Consider the following 23,058-nt stretch of genomic DNA (forward strand, 5'->3'; position numbering starts at 1 on the left):
GCGGCTGAACGTTGGCAGAGCTTCGGCGACAGCGGAGGAACCGTCGTGACCTATCATTTCAGCAAGACGCTGAACCTGCCCTTTGAAACGGCGCTGGCCGCGACGCGCGAGGCCCTGGGCCAGGAGGGGTTCGGCGTCATCACCGAGATCGACATCCGCGCGACCTTCAAGGCCAAGCTGGGGGAGGAATTCCGCGCCTATACGATCCTGGGGGCCTGCAATCCGAAGCTGGCCTTCGAGGCGCTGCGGCTGGAAGACAAGGTCGGCGCCATGCTGCCGTGCAACGTCGTGGTGCAGGACGCCGGCGGCGGGCGCACCGAGGTCTCGGCCATCGATCCCGTGGCCTCGATGCAGGCGATCGACAATCCCGCGCTCAAGGACAAGGCCGCCCTGGTCGCCGACAAGCTGAAGGCCGCCATCGACCGGCTCTGACGCGCCTCAGGGCCGCCGCGTCACCTTGTGCGCCATGACCGGGCGGGGGCGCTCCAGCGAGGGTTCGGCCAGGGTGCCGACGTGGATGAAGCCGGCGATGGTCTCGCCGTCCTCGACGCCGAACAGGGCGACGGCGGCGGGGTCGTAGGCGTACCAGTCGGTGATCCAGCTGGCCGAATAGCCGAGCGCGTTCGCCGCGTGCTCCAGGTTCATGCAGACGGCGCCGGCGGACAGCTGCTGCTCCCACACCGGGACCTTGTGGTCCGGGATCGGCGTCGAGACGACCAGGATGGTCAGGGGCGGATTGGCCAGCTTGGCCAGGACGGCCAGGTCCTTGGCGACGCGCTCCTGGGACTCGGCCAGGGCGGCGAGAGCCTCGGCCAGTTCGGCGCGGCTCTGGGGGCCCAGGACAACGAAGCGCCAGGGGAAGAGCTTGCCGTGGTCGGGCGTGCGGGCGCCCAGATGCAGGATCTGGTCGATTTCGGCCTCGGACGGGCCGGGCGCGGCCAGCAGCTGGGCCGAGGCGGAGCGGCGCGTCGCCAGGCGCGCCAGCAGCTCATCGGAACGGACGGGCAGGGGCAGGGCGGTCGCGAGATCATCGTGGGTCATCCCGCCTAGCTAGGATTTCGCGGCGTCCGGCGCCATAGCGGGGGCATGAGCAAGATACCGGACATCACCCCGCGCTGGGCCGAACACCTGCCCGAGACGCCGCGCTGGCGCAGCTTCGGCGAGAGCGTTCTGGTCGAGACCCCGTGGATGCGGGTGACGCGCCACCCGGTCCAGGCGCCGACGGGGATGGAGGCCGACTATGTGGTCATGCGGCCGCGGAACGTGGGGACGGGCGTCCTGCCGCTGCACGACGACGGGACGGTGGATCTGGTCGGGCAGCACCGCTTCACCCTGATGCGCTATTCCTGGGAGATGCCCGAGGGCGGGGCGCCGGAGGGGGAGGACCCCTTCGAGGCCGTGCAGCGCGAACTGGCCGAGGAGGCGGGGCTGAAGGCGGCGTACTGGCGCGCGGCGCTGGACATGGACCTGTCCAACTCCATCACCGACGAGCGGGCCATGGCCTGGGTGGCCTGGGGGCTGACGCCCGCGCCGACCGACCCGGACCCGACCGAGGTGATCGTCTCGGTCCGCGTGCCCTTCCGCGACCTGCTGGCCGAGATCGAGCGCGGCGCCGTGCGCGACGCCATGACGGTGGCGACGGCCTACAAGGCTTACCATATGGCCCGTGAGGGCGACCTGCCCGCCGCGCTGGCGCAGGCGATGCTGGGCGCGTAGGATCGCCGGTTGAGGATCAGGAGGCCCGATGGCCAAGCTGGAAATCGTGCCCAAACCGCCAGACCTGTGGGGCCAGCTGCGCGCCGCGGCCGCCGACGCCGCGCGCGAGGAGCCGCGCCTGGCGTCGCAGTTGAACGCCGTCGTCCTGGCCCATGACAACTTCGCCGGGGCGCTGAGCTTCCAGATCGCGCGCAAACTGGGCGACGCGGAACTGGGGGCCATGACGGTGCGCGAGGTGGCCCTGTCGGCCTTCGAGGCCGATCCCGGCATCGTCGTCGCCGCCGAGGCGGACCTGAAGGCGGTGCAGGAGCGCGATCCGGCGATCCGGTCGCTGTTGCAGCCCTTCATGTATTTTAAGGGGTTCCAGGCGCTGCAGGCGTGGCGCGTGGCGCACTGGCTGTGGACCCAGGACCGCGACACCCTAGCGTTTCACTTTCAGAGCCGGATCTCGGAGTTGTTCCAGCTGGACATCCACCCGGCGGCGCGGATCGGCTCGGGCGTCTTCCTGGACCACGGCACGGGCATCGTCATCGGCGAGACGGCGGTGGTCGGGGACGAGGTGTCCATGCTGCACGCCGTGACCCTGGGCGGGACCGGGGCCGAGCGCGGCGACCGTCACCCCAAGATCGGGCGCGGCGTCCTGCTGGGCGCCGGGGCCAAGGTGCTGGGCAACATCACGGTGGGCGACTACGCCAAGGTGGCGTCGGGCTCGGTGGTGCTGAAGCCGGTGCCGGCCGGCTGCACCGTGGCGGGGGTGCCGGCGCGGCTGGTCAACTGCCCGACCGACGCCACGCCCGCGCGGACCATGGATCATACCCTGGCCGACATCGCCTATGACTTCGTGATCTGAGCCCATCCTGTGGACGCCTGAGGCGCGGGCTTCCCAAGGGAGGGCGGCTTCTCTAGGGTCCGCGGCCAACGATATGCGCCCCGGCGCCAAAGCGAGGCTACCCCCGTGAAAGAATCCGATCTGAAGCGCGTCGAGACGCACCTGAAGCGCACCTTCAACCACGGCGGCATCAAGGTGAAGGCCCGTAAGGTCGCCGACTCGGCCGAGGTCTATGTCGACGACGAGTTCATCGGCGTGATCTTCGAGGACGAGGACGAGGCCGGCTCCTTCATGTTCGAAATGGCCATCCTGGCGGAAGACCTGCCGGAATAAGGCCTCTCGACATCGAGAATTGAAGAAGGCCGGAGAGGGCGTCCTCTCCGGCCTTCCTTGTGTTTGGCCTCAGGCCAGGTTCACCAGCCGAACAGGCGGGCGAAGAAGCCCTTCTTCTTCTCGGGCGGCTTGGGCGCTTCGACGGCCGGGGCCTCGACCGGCTTCGGAGCGGCCTCGGGCGCGGGGGCCATGGAGGCGGCGACCGGCGTCTCGACCGGAGCCGGGGCGGCCTTGGGCGCGGCGGCCGGCTTGGCGGTCGCGGCCGTCTTCGGCGCGGCGGCCTTGGTCGCAGTCGCCTTGGCTGCCGTCGTCTTGGTCGCGGGCTTCTTGGCGGGCGCGGCCTTGGCGGCGGCCGGGGCCTTGGCGGCCGGCGCCTTCTTGGCCGCAGTCTTCGGCGCGGCCGGCTTCTTGGCGGCGGGCGCCTTGGGCTCAGCGGCCTTCACCGGCGCAGCGGCCTTGGCCGTCTTGGGCTTGGCCGCAGCTTTTGTGGCCGCAGCGCTCGACTTTGCCGCCGGTTTCGGCTTGGAAGCGGCGGACGCCGCCTTCGCGGCAGGTTTCGTTTCAGACGGTGCTTTGGCCATTAACTCCCCGACCCCTTGATGGACGCGGGCGTAATCAAAGCCCGCACTGGCGATTCGCTATCATAACGGTGTTTGAGAAATGTCCGAATCCGCAGTTCAGGTGATCGCGCGCGGCGATCGCGCCCCGGCCGAGGCCGCCGCCGCCGCCATCGACGCCAATCCGCTGCTGGAAGGCGCCACCTATTCGATCCTGGAAGAGGACGAGGACAAGGGCATCTGGCGCATCGACGCCTTCCCGACGACGGACGAGGAAGCCGAGGGCATCGCCGAGATCCTGCGCGCCACGCCGGGGCTGGAGGTGATCGTCGAGAAGCTGGCCGACGCCGACTGGCTGGCCATGAGCCTGTCGGGCCTGCCGCCGGTCGAGGCCGGGCGCTTCTTCGTCTATGGCGCGCACGATCAGGGCAAGGTGCCCGAGGGGCGGGTCAACCTGAAGATCGACGCCGGCGCCGCCTTCGGCACGGGCCACCACGGCACGACGGTCGGCTGCCTGGAGGCTTTCGACAAGCTGCTGGAGACCGAGAGCTTCGAGAAGGTGCTGGACGTCGGCTGCGGCACGGGCGTGCTGGCCATCGCCGCCGCCAAGACGGGCTCGCCCATCGCCGTCGGCACCGACATCGACGAGCCCTCGGCCCGCATCGCCAACGAGAACGCCCAGATCAACGACGCCAAGTGCGAGTTCTACTTCGCCGACGGCCTGAGCGATGCGCGCATCGCCCAGCACGCCCCCTATGACCTGGTCTTCGCCAATATCCTGGCTGCGCCGCTGGTGTTCCTGGCGCCCGAGATCGGCGCGGCGCTGAAGTCGGGCGGCGTCGCCATCCTGTCGGGCCTGCTGCGCACCCAGGAAGAGCGGGTGCTGGAAGCCTATCTGCCGCTGGGCTTCGTGGTGGAGCAGACGATCCATCACGACGCCTGGAGCGCGCTGCAACTGCGCAAGAAGTAGGCGCGATTTCCCTTCTCCCCTTGCGGGAGAAGGTGGCTCGCGAAGCGAGACGGATGAGGGGTTGCGGGACATCAAAGTCTCGCAGCCCCTTTTTGTGTCGAGAGACCCCTCATCCGCCCCTTCGGGGCACCTTCTCCCGCAAGGGGAGAAGGGTATAAGAGCGGCCATGCGCCAGACATTCGACGAAACCACCGATCCGTCCTTCGGGGCCAAGCACCTGCCTCTGCTCCGCGCCGAGATGGCCAAGCAGGGCCTCGACGGCCTGCTGGTCCCGCATGAGGACGAGCACCAGAACGAATACCTGCCCGACGCCAATGAGCGGCTGGCCTGGGTCAGCGGCTTCACCGGCTCGGCCGGGGCGGGCGTGGTGCTGAGGGACCGGGCCGCGATCTTCGTCGACGGCCGCTATACGGTGCAGGTCAAGGCCCAGACGGACGAGGCTCTGTTCGAGCGTCAGCCGCTGAACAAACTGGCCGACTGGCTGGCGGCTGTGCCGTCGGGCTCGGTGATCGGCTATGATCCGCGCCTGCACAGCCCGGACGCCCTGGCGACCCTGCGGGCGGCGGTGGATAAAGCCGGGGCGACGCTGAAGGCGGTCGAGGCCAATCCGATCGACCTGGCCTGGGGCGAGGCCCGCCCGGCCCAGCCGCAGGCGCCGGTGGTGCCGCACGAGGATCGCTATTCCGGCGAGGACGCGGCGTCCAAGCGCGCCCGCATCGGCAAGGCCATCGCCGACGCCGGAGCCGAGGCCGCCGTGCTGACGGCGCCGTCGTCGCTGGCATGGCTGTTCAATATTCGGGGCGGCGACGTGATCCGCACGCCCCTGCCGCTGGGCCAGGCGGTGGTGAAGGCCGACGGGACCGCCAGCGTCTTCCTAGACCCGGCCAAGGTGACCAACGAACTGCCCGGCTGGCTGGGCGACGCCGTGACGCTGGAGGCGCCCGAGGCGCTGCCGGGCGCGCTGGACGCCCTGTCGGGGCGCAAGGTGATGATCGACCCGGCCGTGTCCTCGGCCTGGTATTTCGACCGGCTGGAAGCGGCGGGCGCGGACATTGTGCGCGGCATGGACCCCTGCGCCCTGCCGCGCGCCCAGAAGAACGACGTGGAAATCGAAGGCAGCCGTCAGGCGCACATCCGCGACGGCGCGGCCCTGACCCGCTTCCTGCACTGGGTGGACACGGTCGCGCAGAAGGACCTGCCGGACGAGCGGGCGGTGGTCGAGGCGCTGGAGGGCTTCCGCGAGGCGACCGGCATGCTGAAGGATCTGTCCTTCGACACCATCGCCGGGGTCGGGCCGAACGGCGCCCTGCCGCACTACAAGCCGGTCGGCGCCAAGATCCGGCCGATGGAGAAGGGCTCGCTGCTGCTGGTGGACGGGGGCGGTCAGTATCTGGACGGGACCACGGACGTGACCCGCACCATGGCCATCGGCGAGGGCACGGCCGACCAGCGCCGAATGTTCACTCTGGTCCTGAAGGGACACATCGCCATGGCGGTGATCCGCTTCCCGGCCGGGACGAGCGGGCGCCAGCTGGACGCCATCGCGCGCCAGCCGCTGTGGAACGCGGGCTTCGACTTCGACCACGGCACGGGCCACGGCGTGGGGTCGTATCTGGGCGTGCACGAAGGGCCGCAGCGCATCGCCGGCTGGGGCACGGACCAGCCGCTGCTGACCGGCATGATCCTGTCGAACGAGCCGGGCTATTACCGCGAAGGCGAGTGGGGCATCCGCATCGAGACGCTGCAGGTCGTCACGGCCCCGGCCCAGGTTCCGGGCGGCGAGCGGCCGATGCACGGCTTCGAGCAGCTGACGCTGGCGCCGCTGGATCGCAAGCTGATCGACACAGCGCTGCTGACGGCGGACGAGCGGGCTTACGTAGACGCCTATCATGCCGAGGTTCTGGCCAAGGTCGGGCCTCTGCTGGCCGAGGGCGTGCAGAAGGACGAGGCGGCGCTGGAGTGGCTGAAGGCGCAGACGGCGCCGCTCTGATCCGATGATCGGCGCCATCGCCCTGCTGCTCGTCTGCCAGCTGGCGGGCGAGGTCATCCACCGGCTGACGGGCCTGCCCCTGCCGGGGTCGGTGATCGGCATGGGACTGCTGCTGGCCTGGTTGGCGCTGGTCCCGCGCGAGCGGCTGACGCTGACCCAGGTGACGGGGTGGCTGACGGCGCACCTGTCGATCATGTTCGTGCCCGCGGCCGTCGGGGTGATGCAGGAGGGGGCGATCCTGTCGCGCTATGGCCTTGGCATCGTCGTGGCGGTGGTGGTCTCGACCCTGCTGACCCTGGCGGTGACGGCGCTGGTCTTCGCCGCCGTGGCGGGGCGTGAGGCGCAGGATAGCGAGGAGCCCGCGTCGTGACCGATCTGATCGCGACGCCCCTGCTGTGGCTGGCGGTGACGCTGGTGGTGTTCGAGGCGGCCGACATCCTGTCGCGACGCAGTGGACGCCATCCCCTGTGCCATCCGGTGCTGTGGGCGACGCCGGTGCTGATCGGAATCCTGCTAGCGACGAAGACGCCCTATGCGACCTATGCCGAGGCGACCCAGGTGCTGGGCTTCCTGCTGGGACCGGCGGTGGTGGGGCTGGCCGTGCCGATCTGGGCGCAGCGGGCGACGATCCGGCGGCTGGCCAAGCCGCTGACCTGCGCCCTGCTGGCGGGAGCCGTGACGGCCATCGTCAGCGCCGTCGGCATCGTCTGGCTGTTCGGCGCGCCGGTCGAGATCCTGGCCTCCATCGCCCCGCGCGCCACGACCACGCCGGTCGGCATGGCGGTGGCGGCGCAACTGGGCGGCATACCGGCGCTGGCGGCGGTGATCGTGCTGATGTCGGGCGTGATCGGGGCGATGACGGCGACGCCGCTGCTGAACCTGCTGAGGATCAAGGATTACCGGGCGCGCGGCTTCGCGGTCGGCGTCTCTGCCCACGGCTTCGGCGCGGCGCGGGCGTTCCAGGTTGACCAGACGGCGGGGGCCTTCGCCAGCCTGGGCATGGCGCTGAACGCGGCGGCGACGGCGACCATCCTGTCCATCGTCGCCGGCCTGCTCTGACCTAGCGCACTCGCGTCCAGGTCTGGGTCTTGCACAGGGGGGCGACGATGCAGCCGCGCAGGCGCAGGGTGTCGGCGTCCGTCAGGGTGATGGTCCCGCGATAGGTCCCGCCGTCGGCTGGATTATAGACCGAGCCGCCGCGCCATTCGGTCGGGCCGCCGGTGAAGCCGCTGAGCATCGGCAGGTTGCGCAGGGTGCGCCCGCGCAGGGACTGGTCCTTGTTCCGCTCATCATGGGCATTGGGATCGCGGCGGATGTGATCCGAGGTCACCAAGGTCCCGCACAGGGCCTGGCCGCAGCGCTCGATGCGCACCTGGCCGCCGTTGGTCGGGGTCTGCCACAGACCGGTCGGGTCGCCGGCCAGGGCGGGAGAAGCAAGGGCGGCCAAGCTTGCCGCAAGGGCGAGAAACAGCGGGGGCTTCATGGGCGTTTCCTCCGTTTGGCCTGACGCTGATCCCGGCTGGCGACGGAAGCAAGACCTTTTGCGAGGGCGTCAGCGCGTCCGCTTCGGCCGAGCCGAGGAGCACGGGCTGTAGCCGACGGCGTTCAGGCGGCCCAGGCTGATTCCCGCGGCCTCGGCCAGGGAGGCGACGCAGGTCGCCTGATGCAGTTGCAGCGCCGCCAGCGCCACGGAGGCGCAGGCGAAGGCGTCCTCGGCCGCGTCGTGGTGGCGGAAGGCGACCCCCAGTTCGGCGCAGACGTTGTTCAGCTTGTGCGAGGTGAAGTCAGGCCAGCTGATCTGGGCCAGCTTGACCGTGCACAGGTAGTCGAACTCGGGATAGGCCAGGCCGTAGTGGTCGCAGGTGTTGCGGATCACGCTGACGTCGAAGGCAGCGTTGTGGGCCAGGACCGTCCGCCCTTCCAGACGCGGCGCGATGGCGGCCAGGACGGCGGGGAACTCCTCGGCGTCCTCCACTTGTTCGGGGCCGATGCCGTGGAAGGCGATGTTGAAGCCGGCGAAGCGCATCCCGGGCGGGCGGATGTAGTGGTGCTCAACGGACTCGATGACGCCGTCGTTGATCCAGGCCAGGCCGATGGAGCAGGGGCTGGCGCGCTGCTCGTTGGCGGTTTCGAAGTCGATGGCGACGGCGTGCATCAGGCGAATCTAGCTTTGAATGATGTGAGCGTTGCTGAGTTCACAAAGCCCTCCCCCTCGATGGGGGAGGGTTGGGTGGGGGTGAAGGCAGGGCGTTTTCTTATCAAGAAACCAGACGGCGCCAGCGTCTCATGCGCCCGACTGGAGAGGTCTCGCCCGCACCCCCATCCCCGCCCTTCCCCCATCGAGGGGGAAGGGAGAAGAAGCGGCCGGTGCTCAAGCGATCAGCGCCAGCCACTCGTCCTCGGTCAGGACGGTCACGCCATGTTTCTCGGCGTCCTTCAGCTTGGACCCGGCGCCGGGGCCGGCGACGACGTAGTCGGTCTTCTTGGACACCGAGCCCGAGACCTTGGCGCCCAGGCTTTCGGCGCGGGCCTTGGCCTCGTCGCGGGTGAAGCGCTCCAGCGAGCCGGTGAAGACCACGGTCTTGCCCGCCACTGGGCTGTCGGTCGTGGGGGCCGCCACGTCCTCGACCTGCGTCAGTTCGGCCAGCAGGGCCTCCATGACGGCGCGGTTGTGCGGCTCGTGGAAGAAGTGGGCCAGGGCCTCGGCGGCGACGGGGCCGACGCCGGAGACGCCGGCGATCTGGTTCAGGATGTCCGAGGGGCCTTCCTCGCGCGCGACGCGGGCCCAGCGGGTCAGGTCGGTCCAGCCGCTGGAAATCTCCGCCAGCGAGCGGCGCGCGGGGGCCGCCATGCCGGGGAAGGCGAGGGCGATCTTCTGATCCATCGGCGCCTCGGGCCAGGGATCGTCGGCGGGCGGGCGAGCCTCGGCCATCAGGGTCAGGACGCGCGGCGAGATGGCGTGGGTCGCGGCCAGGACCTTCCAGTCGTCGCTGGCCAGGCCTTGCGCGGCGGCCATGCAGGCGTCCTGGAAGGCGGCCCAGCTGCCGAAGGCGCGCGACAGGACCAGCGAGGTCTGCTCGCCGATCTCGGGCACGCCCAGGCCGAAGATCAGACGGTCCAGGCTGATGGTCCGCCGCGCCTCGATCCCGGCGACCAGGTTGCCGACGCTGACCTCGCCATAGCCGTCTTCGGCGCGCAGCAGGGCCAGCTTCTGCTCGTCGCGGGCCAGGCGGAAGATGTCGGCCGGCTCCTTGATCCAGCCGCGCGCGTGGAAGGCGGTCAGGTGCTTTTCTCCAAGCCCTTCAATGTCGAAGGCGCGGCGGCTGACGAAGTGCTTCAACCGCTCGACGATCTGGGCGTCGCAGATCAGGCCGCCGGTGCAGCGGCGCTTGACCTCGTCGCCTTCGCGCACGGCTTCCGAGCCGCAGACGGGGCAGACGTGGGGGAACTGGAAGGGTTCGGCGCCTTCGGGACGTAGGCCTTCGACCACGCCGACGATCTGTGGGATGACGTCGCCGGCGCGTTGCAGGATGACCGTGTCGCCGATGCGCACGTCCTTGCGGGCGATCTCGTCCTCGTTGTGCAGGGTGGCGTTGCGCACCACCACGCCGCCGACGGTGACGGCGCGCAGGCGGGCGACGGGGGTCAGGGAGCCGGTGCGGCCGACCTGAATGTCGATGCCTTCCAGCACGGTCGTGGCCTGCTGCGCCGGGAACTTGTGGGCGATGGCCCAACGCGGGCTTCGGGCGATGAAGCCGAGGCGCTGCTGCCAGTCCAGACGGTCGACCTTGTAAACCACGCCGTCGATGTCGTAGCCGAGGCCGCTGCGGTCGGTCTCCAGTCCGCGATAGACGCCGATCAGCCCTTCGGCCCCCTCGACGCGGACCGAGCGCTCGTTGACCTGGAAGCCCCAACTGCGGAAGGCCTCGAGCGCGCCGTGCTGGGTGTCGGCGAATGGCGCCGAGGTCTCGCCCCAGGCGTAGGCGAAGAAGGTCAGGGGGCGCCGGGCCGTGATCTTCGGGTCCTTCTGGCGCAGCGACCCGGCGGCGAAGTTGCGCGGGTTGGCGTAGGTGCGGCGGCCCTCGGCTTCGGCGGCGGCGTTGAAGGCGTCGAAGGCGTCGTTGGGGGCATAGACCTCGCCCCGGATCTCGATGACGTCGGGCCAGCCGGAGCCGGTCAGGGTCTGGGGGATGCTGGCGATGGTGCGCAGGTTGGCGGTCACGTCCTCGCCGGTCCTGCCGTCGCCGCGCGTGGCGCCCTGGACCAGGAGGCCCTTCTCATAGCGCAGGCTGGCCGACAGGCCGTCGATCTTGGGCTCGGCGACGAAGGCGATGGGTTCGTCGCCCGGCAGCTTGAGGAAGCGGGCGATGCGGGCCACGAAGTCGCGCACCTCGCCCTCGTCGAAGGCGTTGTCCAGCGACAGCATGGGCACGCCGTGGCGGACCTCGGCGAACTGGGCGGAAACGGGGGCGCCGACGCGCTGGGACGGGGTGACGGGGCTGGACAGGGCCGGGAAACGGGCCTCGATGGCGAGGGCGCGGCGCTTCAGCTCATCATAGTCGGCGTCGGAAATCTCAGGCGCGGCGTCGGCGTAGTAGAGGGCGTCGTGGCGCGCCAGCTCGGCCGACAGGCGATCCAGCTCTTCGCGCGCCTGGGCTTCGGTCAGGGTTTCGACGGGCGTGAAGAGGTCGGACATGAGAATCGCAGGAAGTCGGCCAAGGCGGAACGGTTCCTTATCATCCCGGAGCCTTCGTGGCAGAAGCGCCATGACAGAAAGGTAATCTGACGCGGCGGCCCTGGACCGCTAGAGAGCAGGGTTGTGGCCGCTGGCCTCATTCCTCACTCGTCAGCCTCGGGACAAGCCCGAGGATGACGAAGCAATAGGGGCGATGGGAGAGGAAGCCTTTCGTCGTTTCGTCGTCCCATCTCGCCGGAGCCGTCTATGCGTCCTGTCCTCGCCAGCCTGTCCGTGATCGCCGCCGCCCTGACGCTGGCGGCCTGCGAGACGACGAGCGTCCCGGCCGCGCCGGAAACGCCCGTCGCCGCCGCCTCGGCCGACTACGCCCAGCTGATGGAGGACCTGCGCATCCTGTCGGCCGACGACATGCAGGGCCGCGACACCGGATCAGAGGGCGGCGCCAGGGCGCGCGAGTATATCGTCGGACGGCTCGAGGCTCTGGGCGTCCAGCCCTCGCCGATGGGACGACTGCAGCCGTGGGAGATGCAGGGCCGTACGCGCGAGGGCGCGAAAACCTTCAACGGGACCAATATCATCGGCGTCATTCCCGGCACGCGCGTGGCCGACAAATACATCGTGGTGACGGCCCACTATGACCACGTCGGGGCCAACGACGGCCAGATCTACAACGGCGCCGACGACAACGCCTCGGGCGTGGCGACCATGCTGGAGCTGGCCAGGCGGCTGAAGGCGAGCCCGCCGGAGCACACCGTGCTGATCGTCGCCCTGGACGGCGAGGAGCGGGGGCTGCTGGGCGCCAAACGCTTCGTCGAGGCGCCCCCGATGCCGCTGTCGTCGATCTCGATGAATCTGAATTTCGACATGACGGCGCGGGCGGACAGCGACGGCAAGCTGTGGGTCACGGGAACTTATCAACACCCGTATTTCCGCCCGGTGCTGGAGCGTCTGCCGGCGCGCGCGAACGTCGCCCTGGCCTTCGGCAAGGACACGCCCGAGGACAAGGGCGCCGACAACTGGGTCGAGGCGTCAGACCACGGGGCCTTCCACCGGGCGGGCCTGCCGTTCCTCTATTTCGGCGTGAACTACCACCCCGACTATCACCGGCCGACCGACGACTTCGAGAAGATCAATCCGGCCGTGTTCCAGGACTCGACCGAATTGGCCATCGCCGGGTTCCGCGCGCTGGACGCCTGGCTGGACCAGTAGCGCGGGTTCGCGAGCGAAAGTCGCTCGCAAACAAAGAGCTTGCGCGGCGCGCCCAAGGGGCGTTTGGCTGGCCCCCTAACAGGGGGATACAAGCGTTATGTCAGCAGTGCAGGGTTTTGATCTTCAGAAGGTCCAGAGGGTGCGCAAGATCGCTCTGGCGGCGGCGCTTGCGGTGATTTTGGGGCTGGCCTTCGTGACGCGACCCAACTGGGGCTCAGACGGGCTGCACGAGGGGCTGGAAGCCGTCGGCCTGTGCCTGATCGTTATCTGCATCGTCGGCCGGGCCTGGTGCTCCCTCTACATCGGGGGCCGCAAGAAGGCTGAGATCGTCGATCGCGGTCCCTATTCGATTAGCCGCAACCCGCTGTATATCTTCAGCTTCATGGGCGCCTTCGGCGTCGGCGCCCAGACCGGCAGCCTGACCATGGCGACGATGTTCCTGGTCCTGACCGTCGCCGTCTTCTACGCCACGGTGAAGCGCGAGGAGGCCTGGCTGAGCGGCGCCTTCGGCGAGGCCTACGCGGCCTATTGCGCCCGCACCCCGCGCTTCGGGCCGGATTTCTCCAAATGGCGGGACGTGGAAACGCTGGACGTTCGGCCGCGCTTCTTCCTGACCACCCTACGCGACGGCCTGGTCTTCCTGCTGGCCGTGCCGCTGTTCGAATCGGTCGAACGCTTGCAGGACCTCGGCTGGCTGTCGACCCTGATCCACCTGCCGTAAATGCGGACGGGGATCGCCTTGGCGGCGGGCCTGCTGCTCGCCGTGGCCGCCTGCGGCCGCTCGGACCGTGCGGCGGAAACGCCGCCGCCGACGCGCGCGGCGGCCTTCAGTCACGCCCTCCCCGAGGACATTTCGGGCTACTACCTTCCGACCCGGGAGGTGCGGGTCGACAACTGGCGGCTGCACCACGTCTTCATGGGTCAGGTCCCCGACTTCATCGCCTGGGAGGCGGGCGGCCGCACGCCGGGGTTCGCGCCGGTGATGATCGAGTTCGAGGATATGACGGGGCCGCCTCTGGCGACCGACGCGGGCGAGCGGCGACGCCGCCTGCGGCTGATTCCCGCCGCCTATGCCGTGACGGACCGGGAGGTTCGCTTCGCGGCGCTGTCGGGCGGGCTGGACGAGGTGTCGTTCGAGGGGCGGCTGGATCAGGACGCCCTGTCCCATGCGCGCCGCAACCTGGGCGACGAGGGCGCGGTCCTGAAGGGACGGCTGAAGGTCGGGAACCGGACCTTCGACGGGGTGTCGCTGCGCTGGTGGGCGGGGGACTGAGCTTCTCCTCCCCATGACATGGGGAGGTGGCGCAGCGCCGAAGGCGCCGTGACGGAGGGGCCGCTTGGTCTTGCCGCTGCAAGCCCCTCCACCACTACGTGGTCCTCCTCCCCACAGAGTGGGGAGGAGAGTTATGTTCAGGCCACGGTGGCCTTGACGATCTTGCCCGGAGCGCGGGGCGGCTCGCCCTTCGGCAGGGCGTCGACGTGTTCCATGCCTTCGATCACTTCGCCCCAGACGGTGTACTGGCCGTCCAGGAAGCGGGCGTCGTCGAAGCAGATGAAGAACTGCGAGTTGGCGCTGTTCGGGTCCGAGGTGCGGGCCATGGAGCAGACGCCGCGCACGTGCGGCTCCTTCGAGAACTCCTGCTTCAGGTTCGGCTTGGACGAACCCGAGGTGCCGGTGCCCGTCGGGTCGCCGCCCTGGGCCATGAAGCCCGGAATCACGCGGTGGAAGACCACGCCGTCGTAGAAGCCTTCCTTGGCCAGGTCGGTGATCTGCTTGACGTGGTTCGGGGCCAAGTCGTCGCGCAGCTTGATCACCACATTGCGTTCGGCGCCGTCGCCGGTGTCCAGGGTGAAGGTCAGGGTTTGGTCGGCCATCGAGCGCTCCTTGAGGTTATGCGAGCCGGAAATGTGCGCGGGTCATAGCGGCTGAACGTCGTCAGGGCTATGTGGGAAGCATGAGTGAAGACGAAAAGCCCGCCGACAAGCCTCAGGAACGCCGCCGCATGGTGCGCCTGCCTACGGGCGGCACAGCGGCCGGACGCAAGGTCGGCCAGAAGATCAAGACGGCGGACAAGAAGACCCTGTCGAGCCAGGCCTGGATCAAGCGACAGCTGTCGGACCAGTGGTCCGAGCGCGCCCGGGCCGAAGGCTGGCGCAGCCGCGCGGCCTTCAAGCTGATGGAGATCGACGACAAGTACCGGCTGATCAGGCGCGGCTCGCGGGTCATCGACCTGGGCGCGGCGCCGGGCGGCTGGGTGCAGGTAGCGCTGGATCGGGGAGCGGCGGCGGTGGCGGGCGTGGACCTGCTGATGATCGAGCCGATTCCCGGCGCGACCCTGTTGCAGGCCGACTTCACCGACCCGGGCGTGGATCAGCAGATGCTGGACGCCATCGGCGGCCCGCCGGATCTGGTGCTGTCGGACATGGCGCACAATACGGTCGGCCATCGCCAGACGGACCACCTGAAGATCATCGCCCTGATCGAGATCGCGGCCGACTTCGCCATCCGCACCCTGCGGCCGGGCGGGAATTTCGTGTCGAAGAACTTCCAGGGCGGCGACGCCGGCGGGGTGCTGACGCGCCTGCGCGAGGAGTTCGAGACGGTGAAATACGTGAAGCCGGAGTCGAGCCGCAAGGGCAGCGCCGAGGTCTTCCTGGTGGCGCTGAACAAGCGGTAGGGCCCCTCTACGCCGCTCATCCCGGCGGACGCCGGGATCCAGTCCTTTGGCCACGCACACGCCGACTTGCGGCCAGAACGATTCTTTTCAGTCGGAGCGTCTGAGGTTCTCACTGGATCCCGGCGTCCGCCGGGATGAGCGGTGGAGGGGTACAGGTTGCACCCTAAGCCGACGCGCCCTCGGTCGCGATGGCTCGACGGGCAGCCTTCCTCGCCTCGATCCGCGTCCAGATGCGGTCGTGCAGGGTGAAGAAGGCGGTCTGGACCAGGGGCTCGATGGTCCCGATGGTCAAGGCCAGGCGGATGTCGCGCGTCAGGGCGAAGGCGACCAGCACCGCCACGGTGAAGTGCATGACGCCGTAGGACATCGTCTTCAACGCGATCTGCTTCAGGTCGCGCGGCAGGGCATGGCTGTGGCCGTGGCCCTGGTGGGCGCGATTCTGCTCGTGCGCGTCCATGACCTCCAGGCGAGCGGTGACGGCCTCGGCCGCCTCCTCGAAGCCTGACCGCATCCGGCGGCGCTCGATGCGATGCCAGGCCCGGTCGTGGATCGAATAGGCAAGGGTCTGAACGATCGGTTCGGCCACCCCCACCGCCAGGGCGATGCGCCAGTCGCGCGTCAGGGCGAAGGCCACCAGGATCGCCACGACCAGGTGCATGACCCCGTAGCTCGCGATCTTGAGGGCGAGACGTCGCGCGGCGCTGATCAAGATGCGAACCATTTTCAAACAGTGGGGCGGGAGCCGCCGCCCATCAAGGCAATTCCTCTTATAACGACCATAGCGCGGGCTTGGGGTTGCGGTTCCACGCCTCGGGGGTCTATAGGCGACCCGCAAAACGGAGACTCCCCCATGGAGATACGCGAAGGCCTCACCTTCGATGATGTTTTGCTTGAACCCGGTCCGTCCGAGGTCATGCCGGCCGACGTCGACGTCTCGACGCAGCTGACGCGCGAAATCAGACTGAACATCCCGCTGCTGTCCTCGGCCATGGACACGGTGACGGAAAGCCGCCTGGCCATCGCCATGGCCCAGGCCGGCGGTCTGGGCGTGTTGCACCGGAACATGACCATCGAGGAGCAGGCCGAGCAGGTCCGCGCCGTCAAACGCTATGAAAGCGGCATGGTGGTGAACCCGGTCACCGTTTCGCCCGACACCACGCTGGGCGAGGTGCTGCAGATCGTCGAGCGCAAGAAGATCACCGGCTTCCCGGTGGTCGATCCCAAGAGCGGCAAGCTGGTCGGCATGCTGACCAACCGCGACATGCGCTTCGAGACGGACCTGAACCTCAAGGCCGCCGAGCTGATGACGACCGGCGAGCTGATCACCCTGCGCGAAGGCGCGGCGGGTCGTGAAGCGGCGCAGGAACTGCTGCGCACCCGCAAGATCGAGCGGGTCATCGTGGTGGACGACGCCTATCGCGCCGTCGGCCTGATCACCATGAAGGACATCCAGAAGGCCCAGGCCTTCCCTAACGCCGCCAAGGACGAGCAGGGCCGCCTGCGCGTGGGCGCCGCCTCGACCGTCGGCGACGCCGGCTATGAGCGTGGCCTGGCGCTGGCCGAAGCCGGCGCGGACGTGGTGGTGATCGACACCGCCCACGGCCACTCGGCCTCGGTCGCGGAGGTGGTTCGCCGCATCAAGCGCGAGAACAACCGCATCCAGATCATCGCCGGCAACGTGGCCACCTATGACGCCACGCGGGCCCTGATCGACGCGGGCGCCGATGCGGTGAAGGTCGGCATCGGGCCGGGCTCCATCTGCACCACCCGCATCGTGGCGGGCGTGGGCGTGCCGCAGCTGACGGCCATCGTCGACGCCGCGCGCGCGGCCAAGGGCACCGGCGCCTCCATCATCGCTGACGGCGGCATCAAGTTCTCGGGCGATCTGGCCAAGGCCATCGCGGCGGGCGCCAATGTCGCCATGATGGGCTCGATGTTCGCGGGCACGGATGAAAGCCCCGGCGAGGTCTTCCTGTACCAGGGCCGGTCCTACAAGTCGTATCGCGGCATGGGCTCGGTCGGCGCCATGGGCGCGGGCTCGGCCGACCGCTACTTCCAGAAGGAAGTCTCGTCCGAGAAGCTGGTCCCCGAGGGCATCGAGGGCCAGACCGCCTACAAGGGGCCGATCGCCCCGGTCATCCACCAGTTGGTCGGCGGCCTGCGTGCCTCCATGGGCTACGTCGGCGGCGGGACCATCGGCGACTTCCAGGAGCGCGCCCGCTTCGTGCGCATCACCAATGCGGGCCTGAGCGAAAGCCACGTCCATAATGTGATGATCACGCGCGAAGCGCCCAACTATCGGCGCGGCTGATCTGATCCGCTCCCGGCCCCGGTCGGGAGCGGTTTTGTTTTGAGAAGAGCAGTCCCTTCCCCCTCGATGGGGGAAGGGCAGGGATGGGGGTGAGGGCGCGACGGTCAAGGCGAGGCGTTGGAGACGTATCGGCGTCTCGGGCGACTTCGCTGGAAATGGTTTGCCGGCACCCCCACCCAACCCTCCCCCATCGAGGGGGAGGGCTTTCGGTTCGGGTTTCAGGGACGAGAAAGGAAGGCGGGCGTGACCAGTGAACTGTCCTATCTGGCGGCGACGCTGGTCCTCGCCCTGGTCCAGATTCTGTTGCCCGCCTTCGCCCGGACCCGCGAGTTCGGCCTGGACTGGAACGCCGGTCCTCGGGACGCGACGCCCGAAACCAAGAGCCGGCTGACCGGCCGTCTGCAGCGCGCCCAAGCCAATCTGTTCGAGACCCTGCCGCTGTTCATCGGCGCCGTGCTGATCGCCCATGCGGCGGACCGGACCGGCGCGCTGACGTCATTGGGCGCGGCCCTCTACTTCTGGGCCCGCGTCGCCTATATCCCACTCTACGCCCTGGGCGTTCCCTATATCCGGTCGCTGGTGTGGCTGGTCTCGCTGGCGGGACTGGTGCTGTGCCTTCTGGCCCTTTTCATCCGAGTCTGATTTGACCCCAGCCGCCCGCCTGGCCGCCGCCGCCGCCATCCTCGACAGCATCGCCCAGGGCCGCCAGCCCGCAGACGCCGTGCTCAAGGCCTGGAGCCAGCAGAACCGCTATGCCGGTTCGGGCGACCGCCGCGCCATCGCCGAGCGCGTCTATCAGGTGCTGCGTGCGCGCGGCCGCCTGTCGGCCTTCATGGGCGGGCGTCAGGACGGACGCGCCCTGATTGTCGGCGCCCTGTCGCTGCTGGACGGCGCGACGCTGGAGGAGATCGAAGGCCTCTACAACGGCGAAGGCTATGGCCCGCGCCCCCTGTCCAAGCATGAACGCGGCCGTCTGGCCGCGGGCGAGGACGCGGCCGACCTGGCCGAGGTCGCCCTGCCGGACTTCGTCACGGCGGACCTCAAGGCGGTCCACGGCGACCGTTGGCGCGAAGAGGTCGAGGCCCTGAGCGCCCGGGCGCCGGTCGACCTGCGGGTCAACGCCCTGCGCGCCACGATGGAGGAGGTCGAGGCCGAACTGCGCGACGCGGGCCTGTCGCCCCAGCGCACGGACCTGTCGGCCTGGGGCCTGCGGCTGGACGCCGAGCCCGCGCCGAACGTGCAGCCGCTGGAGGGCTTCCAGAACGGTCATTTCGAGATTCAGGACGAGGCCAGCCAGGTCGTCGGCTGGCTGGCCGGCGCCTTCCCCGGCGCGACGGTGGTGGATTACTGCGCGGGCGGCGGCGGCAAGACGCTGGGTCTGGTGCAGGCCATGCAGGGGCAGGGGGCGCTGGTCGCCTGCGACGTCTCGGCCAAGCGTCTGGACAATGTGAAGCCGCGCCTGGCGCGGGCGGGCGTCGAGGCGGACCTGCGCCTGCTGGGCACGAACGGCGGCGGGGTCAAGGACCTGAACGATCAGGCCGATGTGGTGCTGGTCGACGCGCCCTGCTCGGGCTCGGGCGCCTGGCGGCGCCGGCCGGAGGACATCTGGCGCCTGACGCCCGAAGAGGTCGCGCGCCTGCACGCCCTTCAGGTCCGCATCCTGGGCCAGGCGACCAAGCTGGTGCGGCCGGGCGGGCGCCTGGCCTATGTCACCTGCTCGGTCCTGAGCGCCGAGAACGAGGCCAGCGCCGCCGCCTTCGAGGCCGCGCACCCGGATTTCCGCCCGGTCGCCATCGCCGATGCGGCGCACAGCGCGGACCTGACCGAGGCCGGGCGCGACCGCTTGACCGCCCTGGCCGACGGCCATCGCCTGCGCCTGTCGCCGGCCGCCAGCGGCACGGACGGCTTCTTCGTCGCCCTGTATGAGCGCGCCGCGTGAGGCTGGAGCGCTACGGCGCGGTGACGGTCCTGCCCGTCATGGCGGCTCCGGCCGAATACGGCGAACATCTGCGCGCCCGCATCGACCCGTTGATGACCGGCATCGGGCCGGTGGAGGGGGCGGTCGCCCTGACCAGCGCCCTGGCGCGGCTGGAGGCGAGGGGGGAGACGCCGGATCTGATCCTGTCGCTGGGTTCGTGCGGCTCGCGGGCGCTGGAGCATGCGGCGGTCTATCAGGCGTCGTCGGTGGCCTATCGCGACATGGACGCCAGTCCGCTGGGCTTTGCGAAGGGGGTGACGCCGCTTCTGGACCTGCCCGCCGTCCTGCCGCTGCCGTGCCCCATCCCCGGCGTGCCGACCGCGCGCCTGTCGACCGGCGGGAACGTCGTCTCGGGCGCCGCCTATGACGCCATCGACGCCGAGATGGTGGACATGGAGACCTGGGCCCTGGTGCGGGCGGCGCAGACCTTCGGCCTGCCGCTGGTCGCGCTGCGCGGGGTGTCGGACGGCAAGGCCGAGCTGACCGGCCTGCACGACTGGACCTCGACCCTGCATCTGGTGGACGAGAACCTGGCCCAGGCCGTCGACGGCCTGATCGAGGTGCTGACCAACTCAGGCCTGTCCGCCCTTGAAATTCCGGCCCTGCAGGGCCAAACCCTCGCGCAATCGCTCGCCCCGGATTCGACCTCATGACCCAGCCGACCCAACACCAGAAGGTGCTCATCGTCGATTTCGGCAGTCAGGTGACGCAGCTGATCGCGCGCCGCCTGCGCGAGGCCGGGGTCTATTGCGAGATCCATCCCTACAACAAGGCGGGCGAGGCCCTGACGGCGATGCAGCCGCAGGCCATCATCCTGTCGGGCGGTCCCAGCTCCACGACCGAGGCGGACAGCCCGCGCGTCGACCACGCCGTCTTCGACTACGGCGCGCCGATCCTGGGCATCTGCTACGGCGAGCAGCTGATCTGTGCTGATCTGGGCGGCAAGGTCGAGAGCGGCCACCATGCCGAGTTCGGCCGCGCCGAGATCGTCATCACCCGCGAAAGCCCCCTGTTCGCCGGCATCGGCGCCGTCGATCACCGCGAGCCGGTGTGGATGAGCCACGGTGACCGCGTGACGGCCATTCCCGACGGTTTCCACGTCATCGCCACCTCGGAAGGCGCGCCCTACGCCGCCATCGCCGACGAGGCGCGCAAGATCTACGGCGTGCAGTTCCACCCCGAGGTGATGCACACCCCGCGCGGCGCCGTGATCCTGAAGAACTTCACCCACGGCATCGCCGGCCTGACGGGCGACTGGACCATGGCCGCCTATCGCGACGAGCAGATCGCCAAGATTCGCGAGCAGGTCGGGGACGCCAAGGTGGTGTGCGGCCTGTCGGGCGGGGTCGACAGCTCCGTCGCCGCCGTGCTGATCCACGAAGCCATCGGCGACCAGCTGACCTGCGTGTTTGTGGACACCGGCCTGCTGCGCAAGGACGAGGCCAAGCAGGTCACGGAACTGTTCCGCGAGCACTATAACATCCCGCTGGTGCACGTTGATGCGTCGAAGGAATTCCTGGGCGAGCTGGCCGGGATTTCGGACCCTGAGACCAAGCGCAAGACCATCGGCCGCGTCTTCATCGAGGTGTTCGACCGCGAGGCCGCCAAGATCGAAGGCGCCGCCTTCCTGGCCCAGGGCACCCTCTATCCCGACGTGATCGAAAGCATCTCGGCCTCGGGCGGGCCGTCGCAGGTGATCAAGAGCCACCACAACGTCGGCGGCCTGCCGGACTTCATGAAGCTGAAGCTGGTCGAGCCGCTGCGCGAACTGTTCAAGGACGAGGTGCGGGCGCTGGGCCGCGAACTGGGCCTGACCGAGGCCTTCGTCGGCCGCCACCCGTTCCCCGGACCGGGCCTGGCCATCCGCATCCCCGGCGAGATCACGCCGGAAGCGGTCGCCACCCTGCAGGACGCGGACGCCATCTATCTGGAGGAAATCCGCAAGGCGGGCCTCTACGACGACATCTGGCAGGCCTTCGCGGTTCTGCTGCCGGTCAAGACGGTCGGCGTCATGGGCGACGCCCGGACCTATGAAAAGGTCCTGGCCCTGCGCGCCGTCACCTCGACCGACGGCATGACGGCCGACTTCTACCCGTTCCCCTGGGACGTCCTGGCCAAGACCGCCACGCGCATCATCAATGAGGTCCGCGGCGTCAATCGCGTCGTCTATGACGTGACCTCCAAGCCGCCGGGGACGATTGAGTGGGAATAATTCAGGCCTTTCGGAGCCTTTCGAGATCACTTGAGAAGCTGTCGATAAGTCACTGACGTAAAAGTGAATTCTGACGAGACCCTTCGAAGCCTTTCGGAGGGTCTCTCTTTTGTGATGACGGCTTGCCGGACGGTCTCGCAGCCGTTGCCTCCGCTGACTCTGCTCCATACCGTCACCGGGTCCAGGGCGTCCTGACGGTCTTTTTTCTCAACAAGCTTTTGAATTGTTTGGGAAAAACTACCGCTAGAGACCCCGAAAACGCCTGACGGTCTTTTGGAGGGGAAGTGGCATGCTTACCGACGCAGAACTGAGGAATACGCGAGGAAAATCAAAAGCGTACAAAAAGACCGACAGGGATGGATTGTACGTGCTCGTAACACCGTCAGGAGGCATCGCGTTCAAGTACGACTACCGCTTCAACGGGCGGCGCGAGACGGTTACTTTCGGGTCCTACGGGCTGAACGGCCTGTCGCTTGCCAGGGCCCGGGAGAAGCTCATCGAAGCCAAGCGGATGATCGCCAAAGGCGTGTCTCCGGCTCTGGAAAAGCAGCGCGCCAAAAGACGGCTCAGGGAGGCCCGCGACTTCGCCCATGTGGCGCAGAAGTGGATGGACGACGCGCCCATGGCGGACAGCACGCGCAACATGCGGCGGTCCATCTTCAACCGGGAGGTCCTGCCGCAATGGCGCAACCGGCTGCTGACCGAGATCACGCCGGACGACCTTCGCGCTCACTGCAAGTCGATCGTGGATCGGGGCGCTCCCGCCACGGCCATCCACGTCCGGGACATCGTCAAACAGATCTACGCCTGGGCCATCCTCCACGGCGAGAAGATCGACAATCCGGCAGACGGGGTGGCGCCCGCGGCGATCGCGCGCTTCCGGCCTCGTGACCGTTCGCTGTCGCCGTCCGAGATCCGGATCATGCTCGGGCTGCTGGGGGAGGTCGCGACCCTTCCGACGATCCGTCTGGGTCTGAAGTTCATCCTGCTGAGCATGGTCCGCAAGAGCGAGCTGCAGGACGGGACCTGGGACGAGGTGGATTTCGAGAACGCGGTCTGGTCCATCCCGAAGGAGCGGATGAAACGGTCACGCCCTCACAACGTCTATCTGTCGACCCAGATGCTCGACATCCTGGTCGCCCTGAAGACCTGCTCCGGGAACTCCCGCTACATCCTGCCGTCCCGCTATGACGCCGACGCGCCCATGTCGCGGGCGACCTTCAACCGGGTGACCATGGCCATCGCCGAGCGTGCTCGTGAACACGACCTGCCGCTCGAGCCGTTCACCGTTCACGACCTGCGGCGGACGGCATCAACCCTGCTGCATGAGATGGGCTTCAACTCGGACTGGATCGAGAAATGCCTGGCCCATGAGGAGCGATCGTCACGCGGGGTCTACAACAAGGCTGAGTTCGAGATGCAGCGCCGCCATATGGCGCAGCAGTGGTCCGACGCGCTCGAGGCCTGGGAGGCGGGCCGGTCGTTCTCGCCCATACTGACGCCGTGCGAGACCAGCGCGCCGCGCTTCAGTTCAGCTTTCGAGCCATAACTTGAATGTGTCAGAAAATGAGCTATATTT

Annotated in this window: 25 protein-coding genes; 18 read left to right on the forward strand and 7 right to left on the reverse strand. The window is 68.8% G+C overall.

Going from position 1 to position 23,058, the window contains the following annotated elements:
• The first annotated feature begins 45 nt into the window (after positions 1-45).
• Positions 46-432, forward strand: a complete 387-nt coding sequence (locus D8I30_RS10540) for a DUF302 domain-containing protein (RefSeq protein ID WP_121482699.1) — start codon at positions 46-48, stop codon at positions 430-432.
• 6 nt (positions 433-438) lie between these two features.
• Here D8I30_RS10540 and D8I30_RS10545 read toward each other — a convergent pair whose 3' ends face one another.
• Positions 439-1,041 carry a nitroreductase family protein gene (locus tag D8I30_RS10545; protein ID WP_121482700.1) on the reverse strand — a complete coding sequence of 201 codons (603 nt, stop codon included), beginning with the start codon at positions 1,039-1,041 and terminating at the stop codon, positions 439-441.
• A gap of 45 nt (positions 1,042-1,086) precedes the next feature.
• On the opposite strand from D8I30_RS10545, the gene D8I30_RS10550 reads away from it, so the two are divergent.
• From D8I30_RS10550 to D8I30_RS10560, 3 genes are all read left to right on the forward strand, one after another.
• A complete protein-coding gene (locus D8I30_RS10550) occupies positions 1,087-1,716 on the forward strand; it encodes an NUDIX domain-containing protein (RefSeq protein WP_121482701.1) in 630 nt (209 codons plus the stop codon).
• A gap of 28 nt (positions 1,717-1,744) precedes the next feature.
• Positions 1,745-2,566, forward strand: a complete 822-nt coding sequence (gene cysE, locus D8I30_RS10555) for a serine O-acetyltransferase (protein WP_121482702.1) — start codon at positions 1,745-1,747, stop codon at positions 2,564-2,566.
• A 105-nt stretch (positions 2,567-2,671) separates the two neighbouring features.
• The gene (locus tag D8I30_RS10560; protein ID WP_121482703.1) at positions 2,672-2,878 is read left to right on the forward strand and encodes a DUF3126 family protein; all 207 of its coding nucleotides are present in this window, start codon (positions 2,672-2,674) and stop codon (positions 2,876-2,878) included.
• Between the two features lie 80 nt (positions 2,879-2,958).
• On the opposite strand, the gene D8I30_RS14445 is transcribed toward D8I30_RS10560, so the two are convergent.
• Entirely contained in the window at positions 2,959-3,321 is a 363-nt protein-coding gene (locus tag D8I30_RS14445) for a hypothetical protein (protein WP_162938861.1), read from the reverse strand.
• Between the two features lie 217 nt (positions 3,322-3,538).
• Here D8I30_RS14445 and D8I30_RS10570 point away from each other — a divergent pair, with 217 nt between their 5' ends.
• From D8I30_RS10570 to D8I30_RS10585, 4 genes are all read left to right on the forward strand, one after another.
• Positions 3,539-4,405, forward strand: a complete 867-nt coding sequence (locus D8I30_RS10570) for a 50S ribosomal protein L11 methyltransferase (protein ID WP_121482704.1) — start codon at positions 3,539-3,541, stop codon at positions 4,403-4,405.
• A 166-nt stretch (positions 4,406-4,571) separates the two neighbouring features.
• The gene (locus tag D8I30_RS10575) at positions 4,572-6,395 is read left to right on the forward strand and encodes an aminopeptidase P family protein (protein WP_121482705.1); all 1,824 of its coding nucleotides are present in this window, start codon (positions 4,572-4,574) and stop codon (positions 6,393-6,395) included.
• A 4-nt stretch (positions 6,396-6,399) separates the two neighbouring features.
• A complete protein-coding gene (locus D8I30_RS10580; protein WP_121482706.1) occupies positions 6,400-6,765 on the forward strand; it encodes a CidA/LrgA family protein in 366 nt (121 codons plus the stop codon).
• Positions 6,762-7,454, forward strand: coding sequence for an LrgB family protein (locus D8I30_RS10585; RefSeq protein WP_121482707.1), 693 nt, complete (start codon positions 6,762-6,764; stop codon positions 7,452-7,454). Before D8I30_RS10580 ends, D8I30_RS10585 begins: the two co-directional genes overlap by 4 nt.
• 1 nt (position 7,455) lies before the next feature.
• Here D8I30_RS10585 and D8I30_RS10590 read toward each other — a convergent pair whose 3' ends face one another.
• From D8I30_RS10590 to ligA, 3 genes are all read right to left on the reverse strand, one after another.
• The gene (locus D8I30_RS10590) at positions 7,456-7,878 is read right to left on the reverse strand and encodes a DUF2147 domain-containing protein (RefSeq protein WP_121482708.1); all 423 of its coding nucleotides are present in this window, start codon (positions 7,876-7,878) and stop codon (positions 7,456-7,458) included.
• A 69-nt stretch (positions 7,879-7,947) separates the two neighbouring features.
• On the reverse strand, positions 7,948-8,550 hold the full coding sequence (locus tag D8I30_RS10595; protein ID WP_121482709.1) for a 3'-5' exonuclease: 603 nt from the start codon (positions 8,548-8,550) through the stop codon (positions 7,948-7,950).
• Between the two features lie 216 nt (positions 8,551-8,766).
• Positions 8,767-11,091 carry an NAD-dependent DNA ligase LigA gene (gene ligA / locus D8I30_RS10600; protein ID WP_121482710.1) on the reverse strand — a complete coding sequence of 775 codons (2,325 nt, stop codon included), beginning with the start codon at positions 11,089-11,091 and terminating at the stop codon, positions 8,767-8,769.
• Positions 11,092-11,337: 246 nt separating this feature from the next.
• Here ligA and D8I30_RS10605 point away from each other — a divergent pair, with 246 nt between their 5' ends.
• The 3 genes from D8I30_RS10605 to D8I30_RS10615 all read left to right on the forward strand — a co-directional run bounded on the left by D8I30_RS10605 (position 11,338) and on the right by D8I30_RS10615 (position 13,573).
• Positions 11,338-12,300: a M20/M25/M40 family metallo-hydrolase gene (locus D8I30_RS10605; protein ID WP_121482711.1), complete on the forward strand. Its 963-nt coding sequence runs from the start codon at positions 11,338-11,340 to the stop codon at positions 12,298-12,300.
• A 139-nt stretch (positions 12,301-12,439) separates the two neighbouring features.
• Positions 12,440-13,021 (forward strand): methyltransferase family protein, encoded by a 582-nt coding sequence (locus D8I30_RS10610; RefSeq protein WP_240387218.1) that lies wholly within the window; start codon positions 12,440-12,442, stop codon positions 13,019-13,021.
• The gene (locus D8I30_RS10615; RefSeq protein WP_121482713.1) at positions 13,022-13,573 is read left to right on the forward strand and encodes a hypothetical protein; all 552 of its coding nucleotides are present in this window, start codon (positions 13,022-13,024) and stop codon (positions 13,571-13,573) included. It begins immediately after the preceding gene.
• Positions 13,574-13,710: 137 nt separating this feature from the next.
• Here D8I30_RS10615 and D8I30_RS10620 read toward each other — a convergent pair whose 3' ends face one another.
• A complete protein-coding gene (locus D8I30_RS10620; RefSeq protein ID WP_121482714.1) occupies positions 13,711-14,175 on the reverse strand; it encodes a peptidylprolyl isomerase in 465 nt (154 codons plus the stop codon).
• 80 nt (positions 14,176-14,255) lie between these two features.
• On the opposite strand from D8I30_RS10620, the gene D8I30_RS10625 reads away from it, so the two are divergent.
• Positions 14,256-14,978, forward strand: coding sequence for an RlmE family RNA methyltransferase (locus D8I30_RS10625; RefSeq protein WP_121482715.1), 723 nt, complete (start codon positions 14,256-14,258; stop codon positions 14,976-14,978).
• Positions 14,979-15,141: 163 nt separating this feature from the next.
• Here D8I30_RS10625 and D8I30_RS10630 read toward each other — a convergent pair whose 3' ends face one another.
• Positions 15,142-15,699 (reverse strand): DUF2061 domain-containing protein, encoded by a 558-nt coding sequence (locus D8I30_RS10630; RefSeq protein WP_121482716.1) that lies wholly within the window; start codon positions 15,697-15,699, stop codon positions 15,142-15,144.
• A 129-nt stretch (positions 15,700-15,828) separates the two neighbouring features.
• Here D8I30_RS10630 and guaB point away from each other — a divergent pair, with 129 nt between their 5' ends.
• From guaB to D8I30_RS10660, 6 genes are all read left to right on the forward strand, one after another.
• Entirely contained in the window at positions 15,829-17,289 is a 1,461-nt protein-coding gene (gene guaB / locus D8I30_RS10635) for an IMP dehydrogenase (protein WP_121482717.1), read from the forward strand.
• A gap of 243 nt (positions 17,290-17,532) precedes the next feature.
• On the forward strand, positions 17,533-17,931 hold the full coding sequence (locus tag D8I30_RS10640; protein ID WP_121482718.1) for an MAPEG family protein: 399 nt from the start codon (positions 17,533-17,535) through the stop codon (positions 17,929-17,931).
• 1 nt (position 17,932) lies between these two features.
• The gene (locus D8I30_RS10645; protein ID WP_121482719.1) at positions 17,933-19,228 is read left to right on the forward strand and encodes an RsmB/NOP family class I SAM-dependent RNA methyltransferase; all 1,296 of its coding nucleotides are present in this window, start codon (positions 17,933-17,935) and stop codon (positions 19,226-19,228) included.
• Complete coding sequence (locus D8I30_RS10650; RefSeq protein WP_121482720.1) at positions 19,225-19,920, forward strand: 5'-methylthioadenosine/S-adenosylhomocysteine nucleosidase; 696 nt, start codon at positions 19,225-19,227, stop codon at positions 19,918-19,920. The genes D8I30_RS10645 and D8I30_RS10650 overlap by 4 nt, the downstream gene beginning before the upstream one ends.
• Complete coding sequence (gene guaA, locus D8I30_RS10655; RefSeq protein ID WP_121482721.1) at positions 19,917-21,479, forward strand: glutamine-hydrolyzing GMP synthase; 1,563 nt, start codon at positions 19,917-19,919, stop codon at positions 21,477-21,479. Before D8I30_RS10650 ends, guaA begins: the two co-directional genes overlap by 4 nt.
• 289 nt (positions 21,480-21,768) lie before the next feature.
• Positions 21,769-23,028 carry a tyrosine-type recombinase/integrase gene (locus D8I30_RS10660; protein WP_121482722.1) on the forward strand — a complete coding sequence of 420 codons (1,260 nt, stop codon included), beginning with the start codon at positions 21,769-21,771 and terminating at the stop codon, positions 23,026-23,028.
• Positions 23,029-23,058 lie beyond the last annotated feature (30 nt).

The organism is Brevundimonas naejangsanensis, assembly GCF_003627995.1.
GTDB lineage: Bacteria > Pseudomonadota > Alphaproteobacteria > Caulobacterales > Caulobacteraceae > Brevundimonas > Brevundimonas naejangsanensis_B.